This window comes from Gordonia sp. IITR100 (assembly GCF_002009645.1).
GTDB classification, from domain to species: domain Bacteria; phylum Actinomycetota; class Actinomycetes; order Mycobacteriales; family Mycobacteriaceae; genus Gordonia; species Gordonia hongkongensis.
This window is the reverse complement of sequence record NZ_MVKV01000002.1, coordinates 340,919-362,530: the sequence shown is the minus strand read 5'-3', so window position 1 is coordinate 362,530 and position 21,612 is coordinate 340,919. Positions and strand designations below refer to the sequence as shown.

The following is a 21,612-nucleotide window of genomic DNA, read 5'->3' as shown; positions in this document are numbered from 1 at the left end:
GTCGGAGTGGCCATCGTTGTGCCCACCGCGAACCTAAACTTGTGCCATGCGATCTACAGATGTGTTGCTCGACGGTCTCGGTCGAGTCGTTGAGAACGTTCACGCCGTCCTGGACGACATCTCCACCGAGGAATTGAACCGGGCTCCCGCGCCCGGTGCCAACACGATCGCCTGGCTCGTGTGGCATCTGACGCGCGTGCAGGACTCGCACGTCGCCGACGTCGCCGGAACCGACGAGGTGTGGGTGACCGGGGGATGGGTCGAACGGTTCGGTCTGCCGTTCGACCCCGGGGAGAGCGGGTACGGGCAGTCTGCCGACGAGGCGGCGCGGGTCGTCGTCGACGACCCGGACCTGTTGCGTGGCTACTACGACGCCACGCACGCGGTCAGCGTCGACTACATTGGCGCGCTGTCGGATTCAGATCTCGACCGCGTCGTCGACGAGAACTGGGACCCGCCGGTCACGTTGGGCGTACGACTGCTCAGCGTGATCGACGACGACACCCAGCACATCGGTCAGGCGGCATACGTCCGGGGCCTGTTGTCCTGATCCCGTCGCTGTCGCTCCGCGTTCTGAGTAATTGCGGCCTGGCGGCCGTCGTGGACCACGACAGAACCGTTGTGCGCGGTGCGAGCCCATTCACTGCTCCCTGAGGAGGCCGGAGCTTGCGGAGGCCGTCACGAAGGGTCCTGGTGAGTCGGGTTGCGAAGACCCTTCGTGACGCGCCCTCCGCAAGCTCCGGGCGCTCCTCAGGGAGCAGGGGGTTGGTCGCTATCCACGTCGCACCTCAGGCGCCGGTGCGGGACGGTCAGGACAGGCAGCCCTTGAAGGTCTGGAAGTCGCCCGCGAACGCCGGCCCCTTGCAGGTCGGGCCGTTCTTGCCGTCGACGACGACCTCGCCGCCGGGTCCGGCGATACCGATGGCCAGGCCGGGACGGATGCCGTCCATGGTGACCGTCGCTCCGGGACCGAGGGCGATGGCCGCGGGTCCGGCGAAGTTGTCGGCGGTGACGTTGGCTTCGCCGCCGTTGTCGGTGATGGCGAGCGAGAGTCCGGTCGGGCCGGAGTCGGCGCTACACGAGGCCGCAGAGGCGGACTGGCCGGGAAGTGCCGGACATACGGTGGGCGCGGCGCCGGCGGACGGCGCGGCGGCGAGCGATACTGCGGTCGCACCTGCGGCGGCGACGACGAAACCCAGAGCTGTGCGCGTGACTGTCTTCATGTTGGACTCCTTTGTCGAGGAACGGTGTCGTGCGTGGAGCGATTCGGAATGGCCGCCGGGCCGGATGGGGTCCGCTTCGCACGCCGCCTCGCCACCGGTCGTGTGCCCAGCGCGCGTAGGTTGAAAACGTGCAACTGCGAATCTTCACCGAGCCCCAGCAGGGTGCGACCTACGACGATCTGCTCACCGTCGCCAAGGCGACCGAGGACCTGGGCTTCGATGCCTTCTTCCGTTCCGACCATTTCGCCGGAATGGGCGGCGACGGCCTCCCCGGGCCGACCGACGCGTGGATCACGTTGGCGGGCTTGGCGCGCGAGACCTCGCGAATCCGGCTGGGGACGCTCGTCTCGTCGGCCACTTTCCGGCTACCCGGGCCGTTCTCGATCGCAGTCGCCCAGGTCGATCAGATGAGCGGTGGCCGTGTCGAATTGGGAATCGGAACGGGCTGGCACGAGGGTGAGCACGAGGCGTACGGAATCCCGTTCCCGCCGTTGAAGGAGCGGTTCGACCGCCTAGAGGAGAACCTCGAGATCATCACCGGGTTGTGGCAGACCCCGCTGGGCGAGGAGTTCGACTACGAGGGCACGCACTTTCGCCTCTCGAAGTCGCCGGCCCTGCCCAAACCCGTGCAGCATCCGCGCCCGCCGATCATCATCGGAGGCAGTGGCAAGAAGCGGACGCCTGCGCTGGCGGCGCGTTTCGCCGACGAGTTCAATGTCGTGTTCCAACCACTCGACGTCGCCGGGGATCTCATCGGGCGCGTCCGGACGGCGTGCGTCGACGCCGGCCGCGACCCGGAGTCGCTCACCTACTCCGCCGCACTCGTATTGTGTTGCGGCCGAGACGAAGCCGAGTTCCGGCGCCGGGCCGAGGCAATCGGCCGGGAACCGGACGAGCTGCGCGAGAACGGGGCTGCCGGAACCCCGGACGAGGTCGCCGCGAAGATCGCGAGCTACGGCGAGCTGGGCGTCACGCGCATGTATCTGCAGACCCTTGATCTGTCGGATCTCGATCACCTCGAGCTCGTCGCGTCGAAAGTCGCCCCGCAATTGGCGTGACCGCCCCACGACACCCCCGTCCCCTGGGGTGCGGCGAGAGCGGAGTGTCCACGAAGGGTTCACCCGACCCGACACCCGGGCGGACCCCGATGGGCCATAATCCACCTCATGGCCGACAGGGGCGAGCACACATCATCGAGACCGCCGGAACGTCAACGGATCAAGAAGCTGGCGCAGGCCGCGCTCAACGCCGACGTGACCGTCGAGCAACTCGAGGGCATCATCGCCGACATGGGGGAGACCCTCGACGGACTCGGCCCCACCCTGGACGGGCTGAACTCGACGATCGCGAAACTCGACGTGACGCTGGTGCGACTCTCCGGAACCCTCGACCAGGTCGACGCCACCGTCGACCGCATGTCCGACATCGTCGGGCGGCTCGAACGGGTGGTCGGGCGGGTCGAGGCACTCGTCGGTATCGGCGAGGCCGCCTTCCGTCCGCTCGGCGCCCTCGAGTCGGCAGGCAAGTCGGTCGCTGCCCGACTCGGCTGGCACTGAACACCGAAACGAGATCAGGGAATGACACCGGAAGAACACAGTTTTCGCGGCCGGCACGGGCACACCATCGTCTACGACGTCCACCGGCCCGCGGACAGCCCGCGCGGCGTGGTCGTCGTGGTGCACGGACTCGCCGAACACGGACGACGGTATCTGCATGTGGCCCGTCGGCTCGTCGACGACGGTTACCTCGTCGCGATACCGGACCACGTCGGTCACGGCCGCTCGGGTGGCAAGCGACTCCGGTTGCGCCGGTTCGGTGACTTCACCGACGACCTCGACACCGTGCTCGCCCATGTCGCCGACGGCAGCGTCCCGACGTTCCTGATCGGGCACAGCATGGGCGGGTGCATCGCTCTCGACTATGCGCTCGACCACCAGGACAAGCTCGACGGACTGATCCTGTCGGGAGCGGCCGTGCTGCCCGGTGACGACCTGCCCGATCTGGCCGTCCGATTCGCGCCGCTGATCGGCCGGATCGCACCGGGATTGCCCACCACCGAGTTGAGTTCGTCGAGCATCTCCCGGGATCCGGACGTCGTGGCCGCCTACGACGCCGACCCGCTGGTGACGCGCGGCAAGATCCCGGCCGGGCTGGGCGGGGCGATGATCGGCACCATGCGGTCGTTTCCTGAGCGCCTGCCGTCACTGCAACTACCCATCCTGGTGATGCACGGCAGCGAGGACGCGCTCACCGACCCGCGCGGCAGCGAACTCGTCGAGCGGCTCGCCGGGTCGGCGGACAAAACGCTCGTGATCTACGACGACCTGTTCCACGAAATCTTCAACGAACCCGAGCAGGCGGTGGTGCTCGACGCGGTGATCACCTGGCTGCGCGGTCACACCGCGCGCCCGTGACCATCGCGCGACCACTCACGTCAGTCGCACCACTACCCCGGCCAGCAGGACCAGCACGCCGCCGATCTCGCCCACGATGAGCGCGAGCATGAACAGGTAGGTGCCGGGAGTCGGGTCGACGAACTGATTCGTGGTGTCCCGCAGGGCGCCGTGGATGCAATACGCGGCGATCGCCGCGACGAAGAAGACGATCGGGACCGCCGCGGCGATCGCGTTGACGGTCGTCGGGAAGGCGCTGAGCTCGACCAGCGCGGCGAGCACCAGGGTGGCGAACGAGTACATCAGCGCGGCCCGGTGCGCGATGTCGACATACACATGGGCCGTCCGGTCCGGTGAGGTGCGGATGCCGTGGTACTTCCACACGCCCAAGGCGAGTGCCCAGATGAGGATCACACCGGACGCCACGACCACGACGATGGTGTCGACGCCGACGAGGTCGGCGAGATCGGGGTCGGCGGTCATGGCTGAACGCTAGCAGCAGGTGAGTCGACGGGATCGGTCCCTCACACGGTCCGTTCCCGCTCACACCTCTTCCGGTGAGCGGGAACGGAAACCGTGAGCGGGAGAGCCGGTCAGCGGGACGGGACCGGGGTGCTGCTCGAGTTACCGGGTGTGACGGGCCCCGTCGGGGCGAGCTGGGGCACGGTCGGCGTGCTCGTCTCGGAACTGGTGGCCGATTCCGGGACGGAAGCGTCCACCGACTCCGAGCCCGACACCGCGGACGGTGCGAGGTCGGCCGAGGACGACCCGGAGGCCGACGACTCCGCTGCGGACGACTCGGCGGACGAGGAGGCCGACTGAGAGGCGGACTCGGTCTCATCCGAACCACGGGCCGACAGACCCGACAGGTCGAGCGCCGGCGATTCCTCGGCCGCCTTCTTCGCCGCCAGGGTCACCTTCGCGGGGCCGTCGGGATCGGGGCTGCCCGAGGCGGAGACGACGGTCGTCTTCGTGGTCACCGGCGGGTTGTTGCGCAGTGTGGTCAGCACGTGCTCCTTGCCGTCACCGAGCGCACGTCCCCAGTTCTCCCACGTGTGGCCGCCGTAGTTCGGCAACGAGATCACCGATACGCCGGCCTGCTTGGCCTGCAACTGCATGAGCACGGTCGACACCGCGGACAGGATCTCCAGAGCCATCGCACTGAGCTGGTCCTGCGGCGACAGCTTGGCCATCTCCGACGGCGTCAGGAAACCGTTGCCCGAGGAGATGATGAGAACCTGGCCGTTGTCGGCCAGCTGCGTCAGGTTCTTGGACGGGTCGTTGTCGGTCCAGCGGGTGCCGCCCGGCGCGCCCCACATGTTGACGACGCCGTTGACGTAGTTGGACACCATGGTCTGCGTGGCGAACACGCCGAGAGCGCCGATCGGGTTGTCGGTCTGGTAGTAGCCCGACATCGCCTGCACGACCTTGAACTGCTCGGGGTGGCGCTCGGCGAGGGTCACCGCGGGCCCGCCGGACATCGACAGTCCGATGATCGCGTTGTTGTTGCGGGCCACGCCGAACTCACGCTCGAGGTAACCGGGCAGCTCCGAGGTCAGGAAGGTCTCCTGCTTGATGACCGTGTTCTTGTCACCGGCGCCGCCGTCCCAGTCGGTGTAGAACGACGATGCGCCGCCCACCGGCATGACCAGGGTGGTGTCGGCCTTGGCGTCGTAGACCTTGGCGGCCTGCACGTCGGTGGTCCATGCCGAGCGGGTTTCGCTGGCACGCATGCCGTCGAGCAGGTAGACGCCGCTGTCGCTGCCGCTCGAGGCGCGGATCTGCACGATCACGTGCCGTTTCTGCGACTCCGACCAGACCTTGCAGTTCTGGACGTAGTTCCCGGAGGAGTCCCACGTGCAGCCCGGCCGCAGCACTTCGGGATGCCCACGCAGAGCGCTGGCGGTGTTCGACGAGTTGATCAGCGTGCTCGCGCCGAACAGGCCGAGCGTGAGGATCGCGACCACCGAGATGCCGGTGAGGAGTCGGCGACGAGGTGAGGGTCGGCGTGGCGACTCGGGCGTCTGGCCCGCGGGGGTGGAGGGGACGGGCGGTTCGCTGTGCGAGTGCGACATGGAGCTCCTGACATACGCGGCCACCCGACTACACGGTGCCGATGTCAGGGATGTCGTTCGGAGAGTGGACCCGCGTTACCGGGTGAGCGCATTTTTCCGAATGATCTCGGCGGTCTCGTCCGGACGTTCCCACCAGAACATGTGTCCGACGTCGGACCATCGCGCCAGGGTGGCCTGCGGGATGAGGTCGGCGAGCCGCTCGCCCTCGGCGACCGCGATCATCTCGTCGACGTCGCCGTGGATGACCGCCGTCGGCATGTCGAGTGAGCCGATCCGGTCGCGGGTGTCGTGTGCCGCGCAGGCGCCCGCCTGCCACGCGACGACTGCCGACGGAACGCGGCGCTGCCTCGACAGCGAGACGAAATGGTCGAAGGCGCCGGCGCGGGCGATGAACTCGGGAGACAGATTGACCTCGAACGCGATGCGGGCGACGCGGTCGGCGTCGCGCGACGAGATCGCCTCGACGAGGCGGGCGGCGCCAGACGAGCCGGGTGCGCCGATGGCCCCGGGGCCGCCCGCGGTGGTGCAGCCGAGGACGAGACTGCGCACCCGGTCCGGCGAGTTCAGGGCGAGTTCCTGCGCGATCATGCCGCCCATCGACGTGCCCAGCACGTGGGCGGAGTCCCAGCCGAGGCCGTCGAGGATTCCGCGGGCGTCGGCGGCGAGGTCGGCGATGGTGAACGGTCCCTCGGCCCGACTGCTCGTGCCGATGCCGCGATGGTCGTAGGCGGCCACCGAGAAGTGCGGGGTGAGGGCGTCGAGGAGCTCATCGGTCCACATCCCGCGGTGTGCGGACATGCCGCCGATGAGCAGCAGCGGTTCGCCGTCGCCGAACACCTCGGTGTCGAGGACGGGACCGGTATCGGACGCGACGGGGATCTGCATGCGGAGATGGTAGCCACGCGGCTGACCGGATTCCGTGATTCGCCTCAGAGTGCCGGCGAGATCGCCGCCCACATGTTGGGGAGTTCCTTCTCCCAGTAGTACCAATGGTGGGTTCCGACCTCCTGCAACGCGTCGGTGAACGGCAGACCCGCACCGCGCAACAACCCGGCGAACCGGCGCGAACAGTCGCTGGTCGCGATCTCGAACGCCGACGATGCGGCGAGTACCACCTGGTAGAGGCCTTCCTCGGGCGTCACGTTCCGCTTGAGGTCGGCGGGACCGAGCCGGCCCGCACCGGAGTACAGGTACAGGGCCTTGCCGCGGAGACGGTCCAGATGCCGCGCCGGGTCGTGGTCCCGCCATCCGGCCGAACCGACCGGCCCCCAGAGGTTGTCGGCGTTCGCCCCACCCCGGGCGAGGGTGGCCCGCACATACGACTCTCCCTGCGGGGAGGACACCGGAGGACATCCGCTGATCGAGGCCACCGCGCGGTACAGCGCCGGGGCCCGTGACGCGAGCGTGAACGCCGCCTGCCCGCCCATCGAGACGCCCGCGATCCCGCGCGAACCGTTCGACTCGAAGCGGGCGTCGATGAGGGGCGGGAGTTCCCTGGTCAGGAACGTCTCCCACATCGGTTGTCCGACGCGCGGATCGCGACGCTGCCAGTCGGCGTACTGGCTGCCGTACGCACCCGTCGGGAGTACGACGTTCACGTCCTTGTCGGCGAAGAACTCGTCGGCATTGCCGGCTCCGCGCCACCCACTGTCGTTGCCGCGCGAACCCGCCCCGTCCAGGAGGTAGAGCGTCGGCCGGGGTCCGGTCTTCGTTCGTGGCGTGAGGACGAAGAGCTTGATGTTCTTGGCCATCGCCGCCGAGTAGACCCAGACCGCGGCGCGGGTCGGGGACTCCTGCACGATCGAGACCACTCGCGACGCAGCGGGTGCCGCCATTGCGGGCGCGGCGGCCAGACACAGCATCACCAGACATGCGGCACAGACCGCACGAAGAATCACTCGAAGCACCGTTCCCCCATGTGCGCCGCGCGGACGCTCTTCCCCCGAAGAATGTGGATTCGATCGGTAGGCGCCGGGCCGCCGGATCGAAGTCGTTCGGCAAGCGTAGGACGTTCGCGCAGTCCTGTCCGGGCCTTGCGAAATCCTGGGGTACCGCAGTGGGCGCGACTCCGCGGCTCTCGACGAACGACGCCGCCGGGCACATCCGTTGAGGATGCGCCCGGCGTCGACGGGAAAGGGAACGGGCTGTTGTCAGGCCCCGAAACCGAGCAGCGACTTCACTTCGAGGAACTCGTCGAAGGCGTAGTCACTCCACTCGCGGCCGTTGCCGCTCTTCTTGTATCCGCCGAACGGTGCGCTCGGGTCGAGCTGGGCGCCGTTGAGCGAGATCGAACCCGCACGGATCTGCGATCCGATGCGGCGGACCTCGTCGACGTCCTTGCCGGAGACGTAGCCGGCGAGGCCGTACTCGGTGTCGTTGGCGACCTTGATCGCTTCGTCGATCGAGTCGTAACCGATGACGACGAGGACCGGGCCGAACACCTCGGTGCGGGCGATCTCCATGTCGTTGGTGACGTTGGTGAACACGGTCGGTTTCACGTAGTAGCCGGTCTCGAGACCCTCGGGGCGCCCGGGACCTCCCACGACCGCGGTCGCGCCGTCGGCGACGGCACGCTCGATGAGACCCTGGATCTTGTCGAACTGCGCCTCGGACACGACCGGGCCGAGCTTCACGTCGGTGGTGGGATCGCCGACGGTGAGCTCGGCGGCGACCCCCTTGGCGATCTCGGCGACCTCGTCGACGCGGCCGGCGGGGACCAGCATGCGGCTCGGGGCGTTGCAGGACTGGCCCGAGTTCATCATCATCGTCGCGATGCCGCCGGCGACGTTCTTCGCGAAGTCGTCGTCGTCGAGGATGATGTTCGGGCTCTTGCCGCCGAGTTCCTGGGCGACGCGCTTGACGGTCGGCGCGGCACTCTTGGCGACCTCGATGCCGGCGCGGGTGGACCCGGTGAACGAGATCATGTCGATGCCCTCGTGGCTCGACAGCGCGGCGCCGACGCCGGGGCCGTCACCGTTGACGAGGTTGAACACGCCTGCGGATACGCCGGCGGCGTCGAAGATCTCGGCGACGATCGCCGCGCTGAACGGCGCGACCTCGGAGGGCTTGAGGACCATGGTGCAACCGGTGGCGAGTGCCGGGGCGACCTTGCACATGACCTGGTTGAGCGGCCAGTTCCACGGAGTGATGAAGCCGCACACGCCGATCGGCTCCTTGGCGATGCGCGAGCTGCCGCGGTCCTCGACGAACTTGAAGTCGGGGAGTTGCGCGGCGGCGGTCATCAGGTGGCCGAGACCGATCGGCACCTGGGCGGCGTTCGTGAGGCCGACCGGCGAACCCATCTCCTCGGTGACCGCGGCGGCGAGGTCGCCCATGCGGTTCTGGTACTCGGCGATGATCCGGTTGAGGACTTCGAGACGTTCCTCGACGGTCGTCTGTCCCCAGGTGACGAATGCGCGACGGGCGGCGTCGACCGCTGCGTCGACGTCGGCCGCGCTGCCGATGGCGACCTGTCCGGCCGACTTCTCGGTGGCCGGGTTGATGACGTCGATGAGGTTGAGCTCGGCGGGCTCGACCCACTGACCGTCGATGTAGAACTTGGTGATGTCCGGCATGGTGCCTCCGTTGCAGCCTGAAGTGAGGACAATTGTTGTCTGTTTCACACTGTAGGCGCTGCCGCGACCGGGGTCTCGCGAATCCCGGCGTTCCGGGGGCGACACTTTGTGACCGGTTCTGGAACAGCCGTCCCAGTCGCATTCTGCGACGCTCGGCCCGGCCGCGAACGACTAGGGTTGAATCATGATCCTCATCGTCGTGAAGTTCCCCATCAAGCCCGAATTCGCCGACGAGTGGCCCGAGTTGTCGCGCGAGTTCACGGAGGCGACCCGCGCCGAACCGGGTAACAAGTGGTTCGACTGGTCGCGATCGCTCGAGGACCCCAACACCTACGTCCTGGTCGAGGCGTTCGACGACGATGCCGCGGAGGCACATGTCACCGCCCCGCACTTCAAGCAGGCCCAGCAGGAACTCCCCAAGTACCTCCAGCGCACACCCGACGTCATCAACACGACGATCGAGGGCGACACCTGGTCCGAACTCGGGGAGTTCCGGGTCGACTGAGCTCTCTCAGCGGCCGGCGCGGACCTCGGAGTCCGTGTCGGCCCCCGCCGGGTCCGCCGGTCGCGCCGCGTCGTCGCCGATGCCGAGCTTCTCGCCCTCGATGTCCACGTCGGGCAGGATGCGGTCGAGCCAGCGCGGGATCCACCACGCCTTGTCGCCGAGGACGGTGAGCACCGCCGGCATCAGGGTCATCCGGACGACGAAGGCGTCCAGGAACACCGCGGCGGCCAGGGCGAAGCCCATCACCATGATGAAGGCCATGTCCTGCAGCATGAATGCGGCGAAGACCGAGATCATGATGGCCGCGGCCGCCGCCACGACGCGGGCGCTGTGGCGATATCCCTCCACCACCGCGGTCTTCGCGTCGGCGCCGTGCACGTACGCTTCCCGCATCCGGGTCACCAGGAACACCTGATAGTCCATGGCGAGTCCGAACACGATGCCCACCAACATGATCGGCAGGAACGACACCAGCGGTTGCGGGTTGTCGACGATCCCCAGGGCGCCGTCGGTGAAGAGGGCGACGGTCACACCGAAGGTCGCGGCGACGCTGAGCAGGAAGCCGAGCGCGGCGGTCAGCGGCACGAGGATCGAGCGGAACACGATGATCAGCAGGATGAAGGCGAGACCCACCACGACCAGGAGGTAGGGGATCAGCGAACTGGACAGGCGGTCGGAGATGTCGAGTTCGATCGCGGTCTGTCCGGTCACCCCGTAGGAGATGCCCGTCGTGCCCTGCACCCGGGACTCCATCTCGCGGAGCGATTCCACGAGTGCGGGCGTCGCCTCGTCGGCCGGCGCGGTCGACGGGATGATGGTGATCTTCGCGGTGTCCTGGGCCTCGTTGAGCCCGCCGGCACCGATCTGCGCCACCTCGACGTTGTCGACGCGACCCAGGTCGTCGACGAGTGAGTCGAAGGCGCGCAGGCGCTCCCCGGTGTCCTGGATCTCGCGACCGTCCGCGACGACGACCAGCGGTCCGTTCACGCCGGGGCCGTAACCCTCGGCGACCATGTCGTAGGCCCGGCGCTGCGTCTCCGACGGCTCGGCGGTCCCGTCGTTGGGTAGCGCGAGCTTGAGCCCGGCCATCGGGATCGCGAGGACGACGAGGATGCCGACGATCGCGACCGTCACGGTGCGCGGCCGGGCCACGATGCGCTGGACCCAGCGCTGGCCGTTGTGCAACCGCTCCGCATCGTGCGGTCCGACATCGGGAGCGTTGAGGCGCGGCACGCGTCCGGCGAACGCCTTGCCGCCGAACAGGCCGAGGATGGCCGGCAGGAGGGTGAGCGCGACCAGCACGGCAGCCACCACGGTGCCCGCGGCGGCGATACCCATCGCGGTGAGGAACGGGATGTTCACGATGGCCAGTGCGGCCAGAGCGATGACGACGGTGCTGCCGGCGAAGACGACCGCCGAACCCGCGGTGCCGACCGCCCGGCCCGCCGCGTCGGCGCGGTTCGCCGACCGATGGATCTCGTGGCGGTAGCGGGACACGATGAACAGCGCGTAGTCGATGCCGACCGCGAGGCCGATCATCGTCGCGAGAATCGGTGTCTCGTTGCTGAGGTCGAAGAAGTGGGTGCCCATCTGCACGCCGAGCATGCCGATCGCGACGCCGACGATCGCGGTGATGATCGGCATGCCCCACGCGACCAGGGAGGCGAAGGTCAGGATGAGGATCAGCGCACCGACCCCGATGCCGATCAGCTCAGAGGTGATCCCGAGCTCGAATTGCTGTGTGGCCGAACCCTTCATCTCGACGGTGAGGCCGGCAGCCCGGGCGTCGTCGGCGATGGCGTCCATCTGTTCGCGCATGGTCTCGGTGACGTCCGAGGATGCCTCGACGTCGAAGGAGGCGCCGAGTTGCGCAACGGTGCCCGTCGCGTTGATCGGCGAAGTGGCCTGCGCGTCGGCGGCGGCCTCGTCCGCACTCTTGCCGAAGGTCTCCCGCTGGAAGGTCGCCGAGAGCTCACGAAGCTGACCGGGGGATTGCTCGGTGCCGTACGAGACGAACGGGTTGGCGATCGAATCGGGGCTTTTCACGTTCTCGACGGTCTTGAGGCCGGCCACCATCGAGTCGATGGCGCTCTGGAACCGGGGCTCGGTCAGCGTCGAACCCTCCGGTGCGCGGACGACATACGTGACACCGATGTCGGAACCGAACGTCGCTTCCCCGGGGAAGCGTTCGATCATCAGGTCCTGGGCGCGCTCCGACGGGATGCCCGGGACCGAGAACGACTCCGAGGTCGGTTTGGCCAGCAGGCTCGCGCCGATGCCCAGCCCGATCAGGACCAGAACCCAGATCGCGATGGTCTTGAGGCGGTTCTCGTACGCCCATCGCCCTAGTCGGTACAGGTGTGTTGCCACGTCAGTGCTCCTCGGGGGATGGTTCGGCGAGACCGTTCTCGGGTCCGTCGGCGTTCAGGGGTCGGATGGGATGTGCCAGTCCGGAGGCCAGCTGGTCGAAGGCGGACTCCAGCACGGTGGCCAGGTCGGCAGCGGTGCCCGGGGTGTCGTCGTGATGGGTCACCCAGAATTCGAGGGCGACGCGGATGGTGGTGATCGCGTTGTGCAGGACGAGGCGCGGATACAGGGTGTGTGCCGGCTGTCCGCGCTGCGCGCACAGTTCGGCGAGACGCGTTTCGACGGTGTCGCCCAGCTCCATGTCGCGGGACCTGGCCGTCAGCCCCGGATCCGTGTCGAGAAGGCGAAGGAGCGCGACGATCTCCGCGGGTTCACCGACGTTGGGCGAGGTGGCGGCCTCGATGAGAGCGGTCCGGACCGAGCAGAAGAAGCTCTCGTCCGTCGGCCGGGCCTCGATCCGTTCCACGATCGTGTCGAACAGCGACGACACGAAGTGCAGCAGCGCATCCTCTTTGCCGCTGAAGTAGTTGTGGAACGTGCGGACCGAGACGTTCGCCTCGGCCGCGACGGCGTCGATCGTCACGTGATCGATGCCGTCGCGGGTGGACAACCGCAGCACGGCGCGGGCGAGCGCCGAGCGGGTCGCTGCCTTCTTCGCCTCGCGGAGTCTGGGGGAGTTCACTTCACCCACGGTACGGAACTTGCAGAAGCCTGCAAACTTGCAGGACTACACAAGATTTAGGAGAGTCCTCACACCGTCTACCCGTCGATGGCGTGCGTCACACCATCAGCCCAGTGTCGACGCGCGGGCGACCAGCTCGGGCTGGAACACCAGGTTCGACGGGACGTGGCGTTCGGCGGGATCGTCGGCCGCGCTCATCAGCAGGTCGACGGCGGTGACTCCGATGCGGGAGGTCGGCTGACGGATCGACGACAACGGGACGACGGCCGAGCGGGCGAAATCGATGTCGTCGTAACCGATGAGCGCGATGTCGTCGGGAACGCGGACGTCGCCGCCGAGCATCGTCAACGCCTGCAGGACCCCGATCGCGAGGAGATCGTTGGCGCAGAACACCGCATCCGGTCGGTCGCGGGGGGCCCTGGTCAGCAGGGCCTTTCCCGCCTCACGTCCGGCGAGCACACTCAGGTTCGCCGTCTGCACGACGTCGAGCGTGGCGCCGTCGACGGCGTCGACCGCCTCCTGCGCGCCCCGCCGGCGGTCCGCGACCTGCCGCAGGCCGGGCGGTCCGCCCACGAAGACGATCCGGCGACGACCGGTCTCGCACAGATGCGACACCGCCAGCCGCCCGCCCGCGATGTCGTCGACCGCGACGGAATCGAAGGGCGAGCCGCCGGCGTCCCGGTCGACGAGGATCACCGGGGTGCCGCGACGGCGCAGCGAGTCGAACCGCCGCAGATCGTCGCCGATCGGCGAGACGAGCAGACCGAACACCCGCTGCTCGTCGAAGGTGTCGAGATAGGCCTGTTCGCGCGATTCGTCGTCGTCGGAGGTCCCGAGCAGCACCGTGAGGTCGTGGTCGCCTGCCCGTTGTTCGGCGGCGCGGGCGATGTCGGTGAAGAAGGGGTTGCCCACGTCGAGCACCACCATGCCGACGCAACGCGATCGGCCCGCACGGAGTTGGCGCGCGGCGTCGTTGCGCACGAAACCCAGCTGGTCGATCGCCGCCTGGACCCGCGCGACGGTCGCGGGCGAGACCTTTCCGGGCGAGTTGAGCACGTTCGAGACCGTGCCCACCGACACCGAGGCCGCCGCCGCGACGTCCCGCATGCTCACACCCATGTGTCCATCTCACCAGATGCGATGCCGGTACCCGCGTTTCGCGGACTCGGGAGGGTCGCCCATCTCGCGAGCTGATTGACTACGAACACCCGCGGTACCCCCTGTAGGAAAGGCGCTTCATGTCGACTCCGGCCAGCCCGTTCTCCGCGGACTACGAACCCGATCCGCGACGCTGGAAGGCGCTCGCGGTGTGCCTGGTGGTCGGTTTCATGACCCTTCTCGACGTCTCGATCGTCAACGTCGCGCTCCCGTCCATCGAATCCGGACTCGGCGCGGACTCGGCCGACCTGTCGTGGGTCGTGTCCGGCTACGCCCTCGCCTTCGGACTCGTCCTGGTCCCGGCCGGCCGGGTCGGGGACGCACGCGGCCGCAAGGTGACCTTCCTCATCGGGCTGTCCCTGTTCGTGCTGGCGTCGGCGGCATGTGGGTTCGCCCAGGGTCCGACGCAACTCGTCGTCTTCCGCCTGATCCAGGGCGTCGCGGGCGGCATTCTCGCGCCGCAGGTCTCCGGGCTCATCCAGCTGCTGTTCCGCGGGGCCGAGCGTGGCCGGGCCTTCGGCATGTTCGCCGCGACCATCGGTATCTCGACCGCGGTCGGGCCGCTGCTCGGTGGGGTCCTCATCCAGCTGGGCGGGTCCGCCGACGGGTGGCGCTGGATCTTTTTCGTGAACGTGCCGATCGGCATCGCGGCCTTCGTCGCCGCGATCCGGTTGATCCCGGCTCGGCCCGAGGAACTCAAACAACCGCTGCGGGGGAGCTTCGATCCCGTCGGCGTCGTGCTGCTGGGTACCGGGGTGTTCGCGCTGATGCTGCCGATGGTCCAGGAACAGGAATGGCCCGGGGGGCGGAAATGGCTGCTGCTCGTCGTCGCGGCCGTGCTGATCGGCGCGTTCGTGCTGTGGGAACGCCGGCAGGGCCGCATCGGCCGCCAGCAACTCGTCGACCTGTCGTTGTTCTCCATGCGGTCGTACACGCTCGGATGCATCATCGCGATGGTGTACTTCGCCGGGTTCACCACGGTGTTCTTCATCTACACGCTGTTCGTCCAGCAGGGCCTGGGCTATTCGGCACTGCAGGCCGGTCTGGCGGTGACCCCGTTCGCGCTCGGCTCGGCGGTGTCGGCCAGTGTCGGCGGCAACATCGTCAATCGGGTCGGGCGCTCGCTGGTGTTGCTGGGTCTGGGCCTGGCGGTCGTGGGGATGATCGCGACGATCGTCGCCGTCGCGTTCGTGTCCGGTCCCGGAGTCGGGTACGCCGCCGCGCTGCCGCTGCTGGTGGCGGGTATCGGTTCCGGTCTCGTGATCTCGCCCAACCTCACGCTCAGCCTCGACCAGGTCCCGGTCACCAAGGCGGGCATCGCCGGCGGCGTCCTGCAGACCGGTCAGCGCATCGGGGCCGCCGCGGGGATCGCGCTCGTCGGTGCGGTGTTCTTCGCCCAGGTCGCGAACACCGGAGGGGACTGGGCGCGGGCGTTCCAGATCGGACTGGCGACCGCCGCGGTCCTGGTGCTGATCGCGCTGGTGGTGGGCCTCGTCGATCACTTCGCCCACCGTCGCGAGGACGCGGAGGTCGCGTAGGCGGCCGGCCGGATGCCCACGCGACCTCGGCAGCCAAGCCTCAGGAACGCGCCCGAGGCACCAGCCGCTCGAGCTGGGTCACGTGCGCGGGTGTCAGCTCGTCCAGCGAGGCGACGCCGAGCAGGCGCATCGTGCGGGCGATCTGCTCGCCGAGGATCTCGATCATCCGGTCCACGCCGGCCTCCCCGCCCGCCATCAGGCCGTACAGGTAGGCCCGGACGACGAGCGTGAACCGCGCGCCGAGGGCGACCGACGCCACGATGTCGGCGCCGCTCATGATGCCGGTGTCGATCATGACATCGGTGTCCGCGCCGACCTCGCGGGCCACCTCGGGCAGGAGGTGGAACGGGATCGGTGCGCGGTCGAGTTGGCGCCCACCGTGATTCGACAACACGATGCCGTCGGCGCCGAGCGCAGTGACGGCCTTGGCATCGTCGACGGTCTGAATGCCCTTGACCACCAGCTTGCCCGGCCACTGCGATTTGATCCACGCCAGATCGTCGAAGGTGACGGTGGGGTCGAACATCGTGTCCAGCAGTTCGGCCACCGTTCCGGACCACCGATCGAGCGAGGCGAACGCCAGGGGCTCGGTGGTGAGGAAGTCGATCCACCACTGCGGGCGGGGGATGGCGTTGAGCACGGTCTTGGCGGTCAGCGCCGGCGGGATCGACATGCCGTTGCGCTTGTCGCGCAGACGAGCCCCGGCGACCGGCACGTCGACGGTCACCAGCAGGGTGTCGTACCCGGCCTTCGCCGCGCGGTCGACCAGGGCCATCGAGCGCTCCCGGTCCTTCCACATGTACAGCTGGAACCAGTTGCGGCCATGCGGATTCGCATCCCGGACGTCCTCGATCGACGCGGTGCCCATCGTCGACAGTGAGAAGGGGATGCCGGCCCGGCCGGCGGCGCGTGCACCAGCGTATTCGCCCTCGGTCTGCATCATCCGGGTGAACCCGGTGGGCGCGATGCCGAACGGCAGTTCCGAACGCCCGCCGAGGATCGTGCACGAGGTGTCGACCTTGGACACGTCACGCAGGATGGCCGGGTGGAACTCGATGTCGGCGAACGCCTGTCGGGCCCGTTCGATCGACAGCTCGGCCTCGGCCGAACCGTCGGTGTAGTCGAAGGCCGCCTTCGGGGTGCGGCGCTTGGCGATCGCCCGCAGGTCCTCGATGGTCAGTGCGGCGTCGAGACGGCGCTTCTTCGCGTCGAACTGGGGCTTCTTGAACTGCATCAGCGGCGCGAGGTCGCGCGGCTTGGGAACTCGACGCTTCATGGGAGAACTGCCTTGCATGGTCATGCCTTTCCTGTCCCCACCGCGGTGCGGGAGCGCGTGCCGCGGGAGTGTCGGGGTGCGTAGTGTTGCGGCGGGAACCTGTCGGCGACGATAGACCTCATCGCCTCGAGGTCGCCATCGATCAGACCGTGGGCGCGGGCGGTGATCAGCACGTTGCCCAGCGCGGTCGCCTCCACCGGACCGGCCTGCACCGGCAGACCCAGCCGGTCGGCGGTGAGTTGGCACAGCAGCCGGTTCTGCGAGCCGCCGCCGACGAGATGGACGGTCTCCACCGTCGTGCCGGACAGGTCAGCCGCTCGCGCCACCCCGTCGGCGAAGGCCGCCGCGAGGCTCTCGACGATCGCGCGCACCATCTCGGCGCGCGTCATCGGCGGACGCATGCCGCGCTCGTCGTACCAGTCGCGAATGCGTCCGGGCATGTCTCCCGGTGGGAGGAACCGGGCGTCGTCGGTGTCGAAGATCTCGACCGTCGCCGGCGCCTCGGCGGCCTGCGCGAGCAGTTCACCGAGTTCGGCGCGATACCCTTCGCGCTGGTACTGGCGGACCGTCTCGCTGAGCAGCCACAGGCCCATCACGTTGTGTAGGCAGCGGATACGGCCGTCGGCCCCGACCTCGTTGGTGAAGTTGGCCTTCCACCCGTCGCGGGAGACGACCGGCTGCTCGAGTTCGACGCCGACCAGACCCCATGTCCCGCACGAGATGTACGCCGACCGCGACGGGTCCATCGGGATGGCGGCGACCGCCGACGCGGTGTCGTGGGACGCGACCGCGGTGACGCGGGTCGACGTCGACAGTCCGAGGCGCTCGGCGACGTCGCCGAGCAACGGGCCCTGGTCGGTGCCGGTCTCCACGAGGTCGGGGAACAAGCCGACGGGCAATCCGAGACGCTCCATCATCGCGGTGTCCCACCGCCCGTTGATGCCGAGCAATCCGGTGGTCGAGGCGTTGGTGCGTTCGGTGCCGCGTCGGCCCGTGAGCCAGTACGTGATGAGATCGGGGATCAGCAGGGCGGTGTCGGCCTGATCGAGCAACCCGTCGGCCTTCTCGGCGGCCAACTGGTACACGGTGGTGAACGGCAGGAACTGTAAACCGTTGCGCACGTACAGGTCCGCGGGACCGAGTTCGGCGTGCACGGCGTCGACCCCGACGGCGCTCCGGGTGTCCCGGTAGTGGTGCGGCAACCCGAGCATGCGGCCCTCCCGCAGGAGCGCGTAGTCCACCGCCCAGGAGTCCACCCCGATCCCGACCAGATCGTCGGACTGCCTGCCCGCCTCGGCGAGGCCGGCCGACGCGGCGCGGAACAGTGCCGGGACATCCCAGTGCAGCGCGGACCTGCGCCCGTTCCAGATGTGGACCGGGTCGTTGGTGAACCTGGCGACCTGTTCGAGCTCGAGTCGTCCGCGCGAGACGTCGGCCAGCATGACCCGGCCGCTGGTCGCGCCCAGGTCGATCGCGGCGACCTGGGCGGACCGGGTGGATCGGCTCATCGCAGGAACGCGGCGGCGACGCCCGCGTCCACCGGCACGTGCAGGCCGGTGGTGAGCGAGAAGTCGGACGTGCAGAGTGCGAAGGCGGCGTTGGCGATGTTCTCCGGCAGCACCTCGCGCTTGAGCAGGGTGCGCTGCGCGTAGAACTTGCCGAGATCCTTCTCCTCGACGCCGTAGACGGCGGCGCGCTTGGCGCCCCAGCCGCCGGCGAAGATCCCCGAACCACGCACCACGCCATCGGGATTGATGCCGTTGACCTTGACCCCGTGCTCGCCGAGCTCGGCGGCCAGGAGACGGACCTGATGGGCCTGGTCGGCCTTCGTCGCCGAGTAGGCGATGTTGTTCGGCCCGGCGAAGACCGAGTTCTTCGACGAGATGTACAGGATGTCGCCGCCGAGCTTCTGATCGATGAGAGCGCGTGCGGCGGCCTTGCTCACCAGGAACGAACCACGGGCCATCACGTTGTGCTGGAGGTCCCAGTCGGCGGCGGTGGTGTCCAGCAACGACTTCGACAGCGAGAGGCCGGCGTTGTTCACGACGAGGTCGATGCCGCCGAAGGCGAGCACCGTCGCGTCGATCGCGGACTGGACGGCCGCTTCGTCGGTGACGTCGGCGGCCACCCCGATGGCGACATCGGTGGAACCGATCTCCTCGGCGGCCGCCCGTGCCTTCTCGGCGTCGAGGTCGGCGATCACCACGCACGCACCTTCGGCGGCCAGACGCGTCGCGATGGCCTTGCCGATGCCGGAGGCCGCCCCGGTGACCAGGGCGATGCGGGTGGCGAGCGGCTTGGGCTTCGGCGTGCGGGCGAGCTTCGCCTCCTCCAGCAACCAGTACTCGATCCGGAACTTCTCCGACTCGTCGATCGGTGCGTAGGTCGAGATCGCCTCGGCGCCGCGCATCACATTGATGGCGTTCAGGTAGAACTCGCCGGCGACACGTGCTGTCTGCTTGTCCTTGCCGAAGCTGAACATGCCGACGCCCGGGACCAGCACGATCGCCGGGTCGGCGCCGCGCATCGCGGGGCTGTCCGCGGTGGCGTGCCGGTCGTAGTACGCGCGGTAGTCCTCGCGGTAGGCCTCGTGCAGTGCCGTCAGGCGCTCCTTGCACTCCTCGACGCTCGCGTCGGCCGGGAGGTCGAGGACGAGCGGCTTGACCTTGGTGCGCAGGAAGTGGTCCGGGCAACTCGTGCCGAGTGCGGCCAGGCGCGGATGCTCTTCTGCAGCCAGGAATTCGAGGACCGGGTCGACGTCGGTGAAGTGACCGACCTGCGGCTTGTCCATCGAGGCGAGACCGCGGATGAACGGGGCGAGCGCCGCGGCCTTGGCCCGGCGTTCCTCGGCGGGCAGTGCGCCGAACCCGTCGAGCGGGGCGCCGAAGGGCTGCGGCGAGCCGTTGGCGGCGACGTACTCCTCGGCGGTGTGGATGATCTCCAGCGAATGTGCCTGCGCCTCATCGGAGGTGTCGCCCCAGGCGGTGATCCCGTGGCCGCCGAGGATGCAACCGATGGCCTGCGGGTTGTCCTTCTTGATCGCCGAGATGTCCAGCCCGAGCTGGAAACCCGGACGACGCCACGGCACCCACACGACGCGGTCGCCGAAGATCTTGTGCGTCAACGCCTCGCCGTCGGCCGCGGTGGCGATGGCGATGCCGGAGTCCGGGTGCAGGTGGTCGACGTGCGCGGCGTCGACGAGACCGTGCATCGCGGTGTCGATCGACGGTGCCGCACCGCCCTTTCCGTGCAGGCAGTAGTCGAACGCGGCCACCATCTCGTCCTCACGCTCGAGGCCGGGATAGACGTCGACGAGCGCACGCATGCGATCGAGCCGGAGCACGGCCAGGCCCTTCTCGGTGAGGGTGCCGAGATCGCCGCCGGAGCCCTTCACCCAGAGCAGTTCGACGTCCTCGCCGGTGACCGGGTCGGTGTCGGTGCCCTTGGCGGAGGTGTTGCCGCCGGCGTAGTTGGTGTTCTTCGGATCCGATCCGAGTCGGTTGGACCGCGCGATGAGGGCGGCGACTGCGGGATTGGTCATTGCGGGTGATCTCCTCGGGAGTTCAGGGGAACTGGGGCGGGGGGAGGGCTCAGGCGCCCCAGGACGATTGGGTACCGCCGACACGCTCGGCGACGATGCGCTCGTGGTATCCGGAGTCGGCATATGCGGCCATCGGGTCCGCGGGCAGGCCGCGACGGACACGACGCTCGGCGAGCATCGGACGGACGTCGGTGTAGAACGCGTCCATCACGATCGCGTTCGCGCCCAACACGTCTCCGGCGGCCTGTGCCTCGGTCAGCGCATCGGTGTCGACGAGCAGCGCGCGGGCCGTCATCTCCTCGACGTTCAGCACCGAACGGAGCTGGCCGGGGATCTTCTCCTCGACGTTGTGGCATTGATCGAGCATGAGAGCGACCGGCGACCCGGCGTCGAGCCCGCCGCCGCGGATCACCTCGAACAGGATCCGGAAGAGCTGGAACGGATCCGCGGCACCGACGATGAGGTCGTCGTCGGCGTAGAAGCGCGAGTTGAAGTCGAAGGAACCCAGCTTTCCGAGGCGCAGCAGCTGCGCGACGATGAACTCGATGTTGGTGCCCGGCGCGTGATGGCCGGTGTCGAGGCAGACCATCGCCCGCTCGCCGAGCGCGGTCACGTGGGCGTAGGAGGTGCCCCAGTCGGGGACGTCGGTGACGTAGGTGGCGGGCTCGAAGAACTTGTACTCCAATACGAGTCGCTGGTCGTCGCCGATGTGCTGGTAGATGGTCGCGAGCGACTCGGCGAGCCGGTCCTGGCGTCCGCGGATGTCGCCCTGTCCGGGGTAGTTGGTGCCGTCGGCCAGCCAGATCTTCAGATCGCGCGAACCGGTCGCGTTCATCACCTCGATGCAGGCGAGGTGGTGGTCGATGGCCATCTGCCGCACCGTCTTGTCGGTGTGGGTCAGGCTGCCGAACTTGTAGGCGTCGTCCTGGAAGGTGTTGGAGTTGACGGTGCCCAGGCTGACGCCGAGATCCTTCGCGTAAGCGGCCAGGGCGGTGTAGTCGTCGACGGTGTCCCACGGGATGTGCAGGGCGACGGTGGGTGCCAGCCCGGTCAGCTCGTTGACCTTCGCGGCGTCGGCGATCTTCTCGTGGATGGTGCGGGGGGTGCCCGGGGTGCCGAACACCTTGAACCGGGTGCCGGAGTTGCCGAACGCCCAGGAGGGGAGCTCGATCTCGAGGTTGTCGAGGATCGTCTCGTCAAAGGTGGCCATGAGATTTCTTTCGGTTGGGATTCCCCGCCGCCGGCGTCGGGGTCAGCCGGCGGCGGGGAGGTCTGGGTG

Annotated in this window: 19 protein-coding genes; 6 read left to right on the top strand and 13 right to left on the bottom strand. The window is 68.5% G+C overall.

Annotation, left to right across the window (positions count from 1 at the left end; genetic code table 11):
- Positions 1-46: 46 nt before the first annotated feature.
- Complete coding sequence (locus B1818_RS05475) at positions 47-550, top strand: DinB family protein (RefSeq protein ID WP_078112110.1); 504 nt, start codon at positions 47-49, stop codon at positions 548-550.
- Positions 551-809: 259 nt separating this feature from the next.
- On the opposite strand, the gene B1818_RS05470 is transcribed toward B1818_RS05475, so the two are convergent.
- Positions 810-1,223 carry a hypothetical protein gene (locus B1818_RS05470; RefSeq protein ID WP_065631983.1) on the bottom strand — a complete coding sequence of 138 codons (414 nt, stop codon included), beginning with the start codon at positions 1,221-1,223 and terminating at the stop codon, positions 810-812.
- A gap of 128 nt (positions 1,224-1,351) precedes the next feature.
- On the opposite strand from B1818_RS05470, the gene B1818_RS05465 reads away from it, so the two are divergent.
- The 3 genes from B1818_RS05465 to B1818_RS05455 all read left to right on the top strand — a co-directional run bounded on the left by B1818_RS05465 (position 1,352) and on the right by B1818_RS05455 (position 3,637).
- Complete coding sequence (locus B1818_RS05465) at positions 1,352-2,281, top strand: LLM class F420-dependent oxidoreductase (RefSeq protein WP_078112109.1); 930 nt, start codon at positions 1,352-1,354, stop codon at positions 2,279-2,281.
- 108 nt (positions 2,282-2,389) lie between these two features.
- Entirely contained in the window at positions 2,390-2,779 is a 390-nt protein-coding gene (locus B1818_RS05460; RefSeq protein WP_078112108.1) for a hypothetical protein, read from the top strand.
- Positions 2,780-2,800: 21 nt separating this feature from the next.
- The gene (locus B1818_RS05455) at positions 2,801-3,637 is read left to right on the top strand and encodes an alpha/beta hydrolase (protein ID WP_078112107.1); all 837 of its coding nucleotides are present in this window, start codon (positions 2,801-2,803) and stop codon (positions 3,635-3,637) included.
- A 15-nt stretch (positions 3,638-3,652) separates the two neighbouring features.
- On the opposite strand, the gene B1818_RS05450 is transcribed toward B1818_RS05455, so the two are convergent.
- From B1818_RS05450 to B1818_RS05430, 5 genes are all read right to left on the bottom strand, one after another.
- On the bottom strand, positions 3,653-4,099 hold the full coding sequence (locus tag B1818_RS05450) for a hypothetical protein (RefSeq protein ID WP_078112106.1): 447 nt from the start codon (positions 4,097-4,099) through the stop codon (positions 3,653-3,655).
- A 110-nt stretch (positions 4,100-4,209) separates the two neighbouring features.
- Complete coding sequence (locus B1818_RS05445; RefSeq protein ID WP_078112208.1) at positions 4,210-5,691, bottom strand: alpha/beta hydrolase family protein; 1,482 nt, start codon at positions 5,689-5,691, stop codon at positions 4,210-4,212.
- Positions 5,692-5,766: 75 nt separating this feature from the next.
- Positions 5,767-6,576, bottom strand: coding sequence for an alpha/beta fold hydrolase (locus tag B1818_RS05440; protein ID WP_078112207.1), 810 nt, complete (start codon positions 6,574-6,576; stop codon positions 5,767-5,769).
- A gap of 44 nt (positions 6,577-6,620) precedes the next feature.
- Positions 6,621-7,589 carry an alpha/beta hydrolase family protein gene (locus B1818_RS05435; RefSeq protein WP_254859571.1) on the bottom strand — a complete coding sequence of 323 codons (969 nt, stop codon included), beginning with the start codon at positions 7,587-7,589 and terminating at the stop codon, positions 6,621-6,623.
- 252 nt (positions 7,590-7,841) lie between these two features.
- Positions 7,842-9,266 (bottom strand): aldehyde dehydrogenase family protein, encoded by a 1,425-nt coding sequence (locus B1818_RS05430; RefSeq protein ID WP_078112105.1) that lies wholly within the window; start codon positions 9,264-9,266, stop codon positions 7,842-7,844.
- Between the two features lie 184 nt (positions 9,267-9,450).
- On the opposite strand from B1818_RS05430, the gene B1818_RS05425 reads away from it, so the two are divergent.
- On the top strand, positions 9,451-9,771 hold the full coding sequence (locus tag B1818_RS05425; RefSeq protein ID WP_068971038.1) for a putative quinol monooxygenase: 321 nt from the start codon (positions 9,451-9,453) through the stop codon (positions 9,769-9,771).
- Between the two features lie 6 nt (positions 9,772-9,777).
- Here the strand turns inward: B1818_RS05425 and B1818_RS05420 are convergent, their stop codons facing one another.
- The 3 genes from B1818_RS05420 to B1818_RS05410 all read right to left on the bottom strand — a co-directional run bounded on the left by B1818_RS05420 (position 9,778) and on the right by B1818_RS05410 (position 13,939).
- Positions 9,778-12,141, bottom strand: coding sequence for an MMPL family transporter (locus B1818_RS05420; protein WP_078112104.1), 2,364 nt, complete (start codon positions 12,139-12,141; stop codon positions 9,778-9,780).
- A 1-nt stretch (position 12,142) separates the two neighbouring features.
- Entirely contained in the window at positions 12,143-12,820 is a 678-nt protein-coding gene (locus B1818_RS05415; protein WP_078112103.1) for a TetR/AcrR family transcriptional regulator, read from the bottom strand.
- Between the two features lie 105 nt (positions 12,821-12,925).
- Positions 12,926-13,939, bottom strand: a complete 1,014-nt coding sequence (locus tag B1818_RS05410; RefSeq protein ID WP_078112102.1) for a LacI family DNA-binding transcriptional regulator — start codon at positions 13,937-13,939, stop codon at positions 12,926-12,928.
- Between the two features lie 119 nt (positions 13,940-14,058).
- On the opposite strand from B1818_RS05410, the gene B1818_RS05405 reads away from it, so the two are divergent.
- On the top strand, positions 14,059-15,516 hold the full coding sequence (locus B1818_RS05405; RefSeq protein ID WP_078112101.1) for an MFS transporter: 1,458 nt from the start codon (positions 14,059-14,061) through the stop codon (positions 15,514-15,516).
- A gap of 40 nt (positions 15,517-15,556) precedes the next feature.
- Here B1818_RS05405 and B1818_RS05400 read toward each other — a convergent pair whose 3' ends face one another.
- From B1818_RS05400 to rhaI, 4 genes are read right to left on the bottom strand one after another with little or no spacing between them, the layout of a single operon-like run.
- On the bottom strand, positions 15,557-16,792 hold the full coding sequence (locus B1818_RS05400; RefSeq protein WP_078112100.1) for an alpha-hydroxy acid oxidase: 1,236 nt from the start codon (positions 16,790-16,792) through the stop codon (positions 15,557-15,559).
- 20 nt (positions 16,793-16,812) lie between these two features.
- A complete protein-coding gene (locus tag B1818_RS05395; protein WP_078112099.1) occupies positions 16,813-18,300 on the bottom strand; it encodes a rhamnulokinase family protein in 1,488 nt (495 codons plus the stop codon).
- Entirely contained in the window at positions 18,297-20,333 is a 2,037-nt protein-coding gene (locus B1818_RS05390; protein WP_078112098.1) for a bifunctional rhamnulose-1-phosphate aldolase/short-chain dehydrogenase, read from the bottom strand. The genes B1818_RS05395 and B1818_RS05390 overlap by 4 nt, the downstream gene beginning before the upstream one ends.
- A 49-nt stretch (positions 20,334-20,382) precedes the next feature.
- Positions 20,383-21,543: an L-rhamnose isomerase gene (gene rhaI / locus B1818_RS05385; RefSeq protein WP_078112097.1), complete on the bottom strand. Its 1,161-nt coding sequence runs from the start codon at positions 21,541-21,543 to the stop codon at positions 20,383-20,385.
- Positions 21,544-21,612 lie beyond the last annotated feature (69 nt).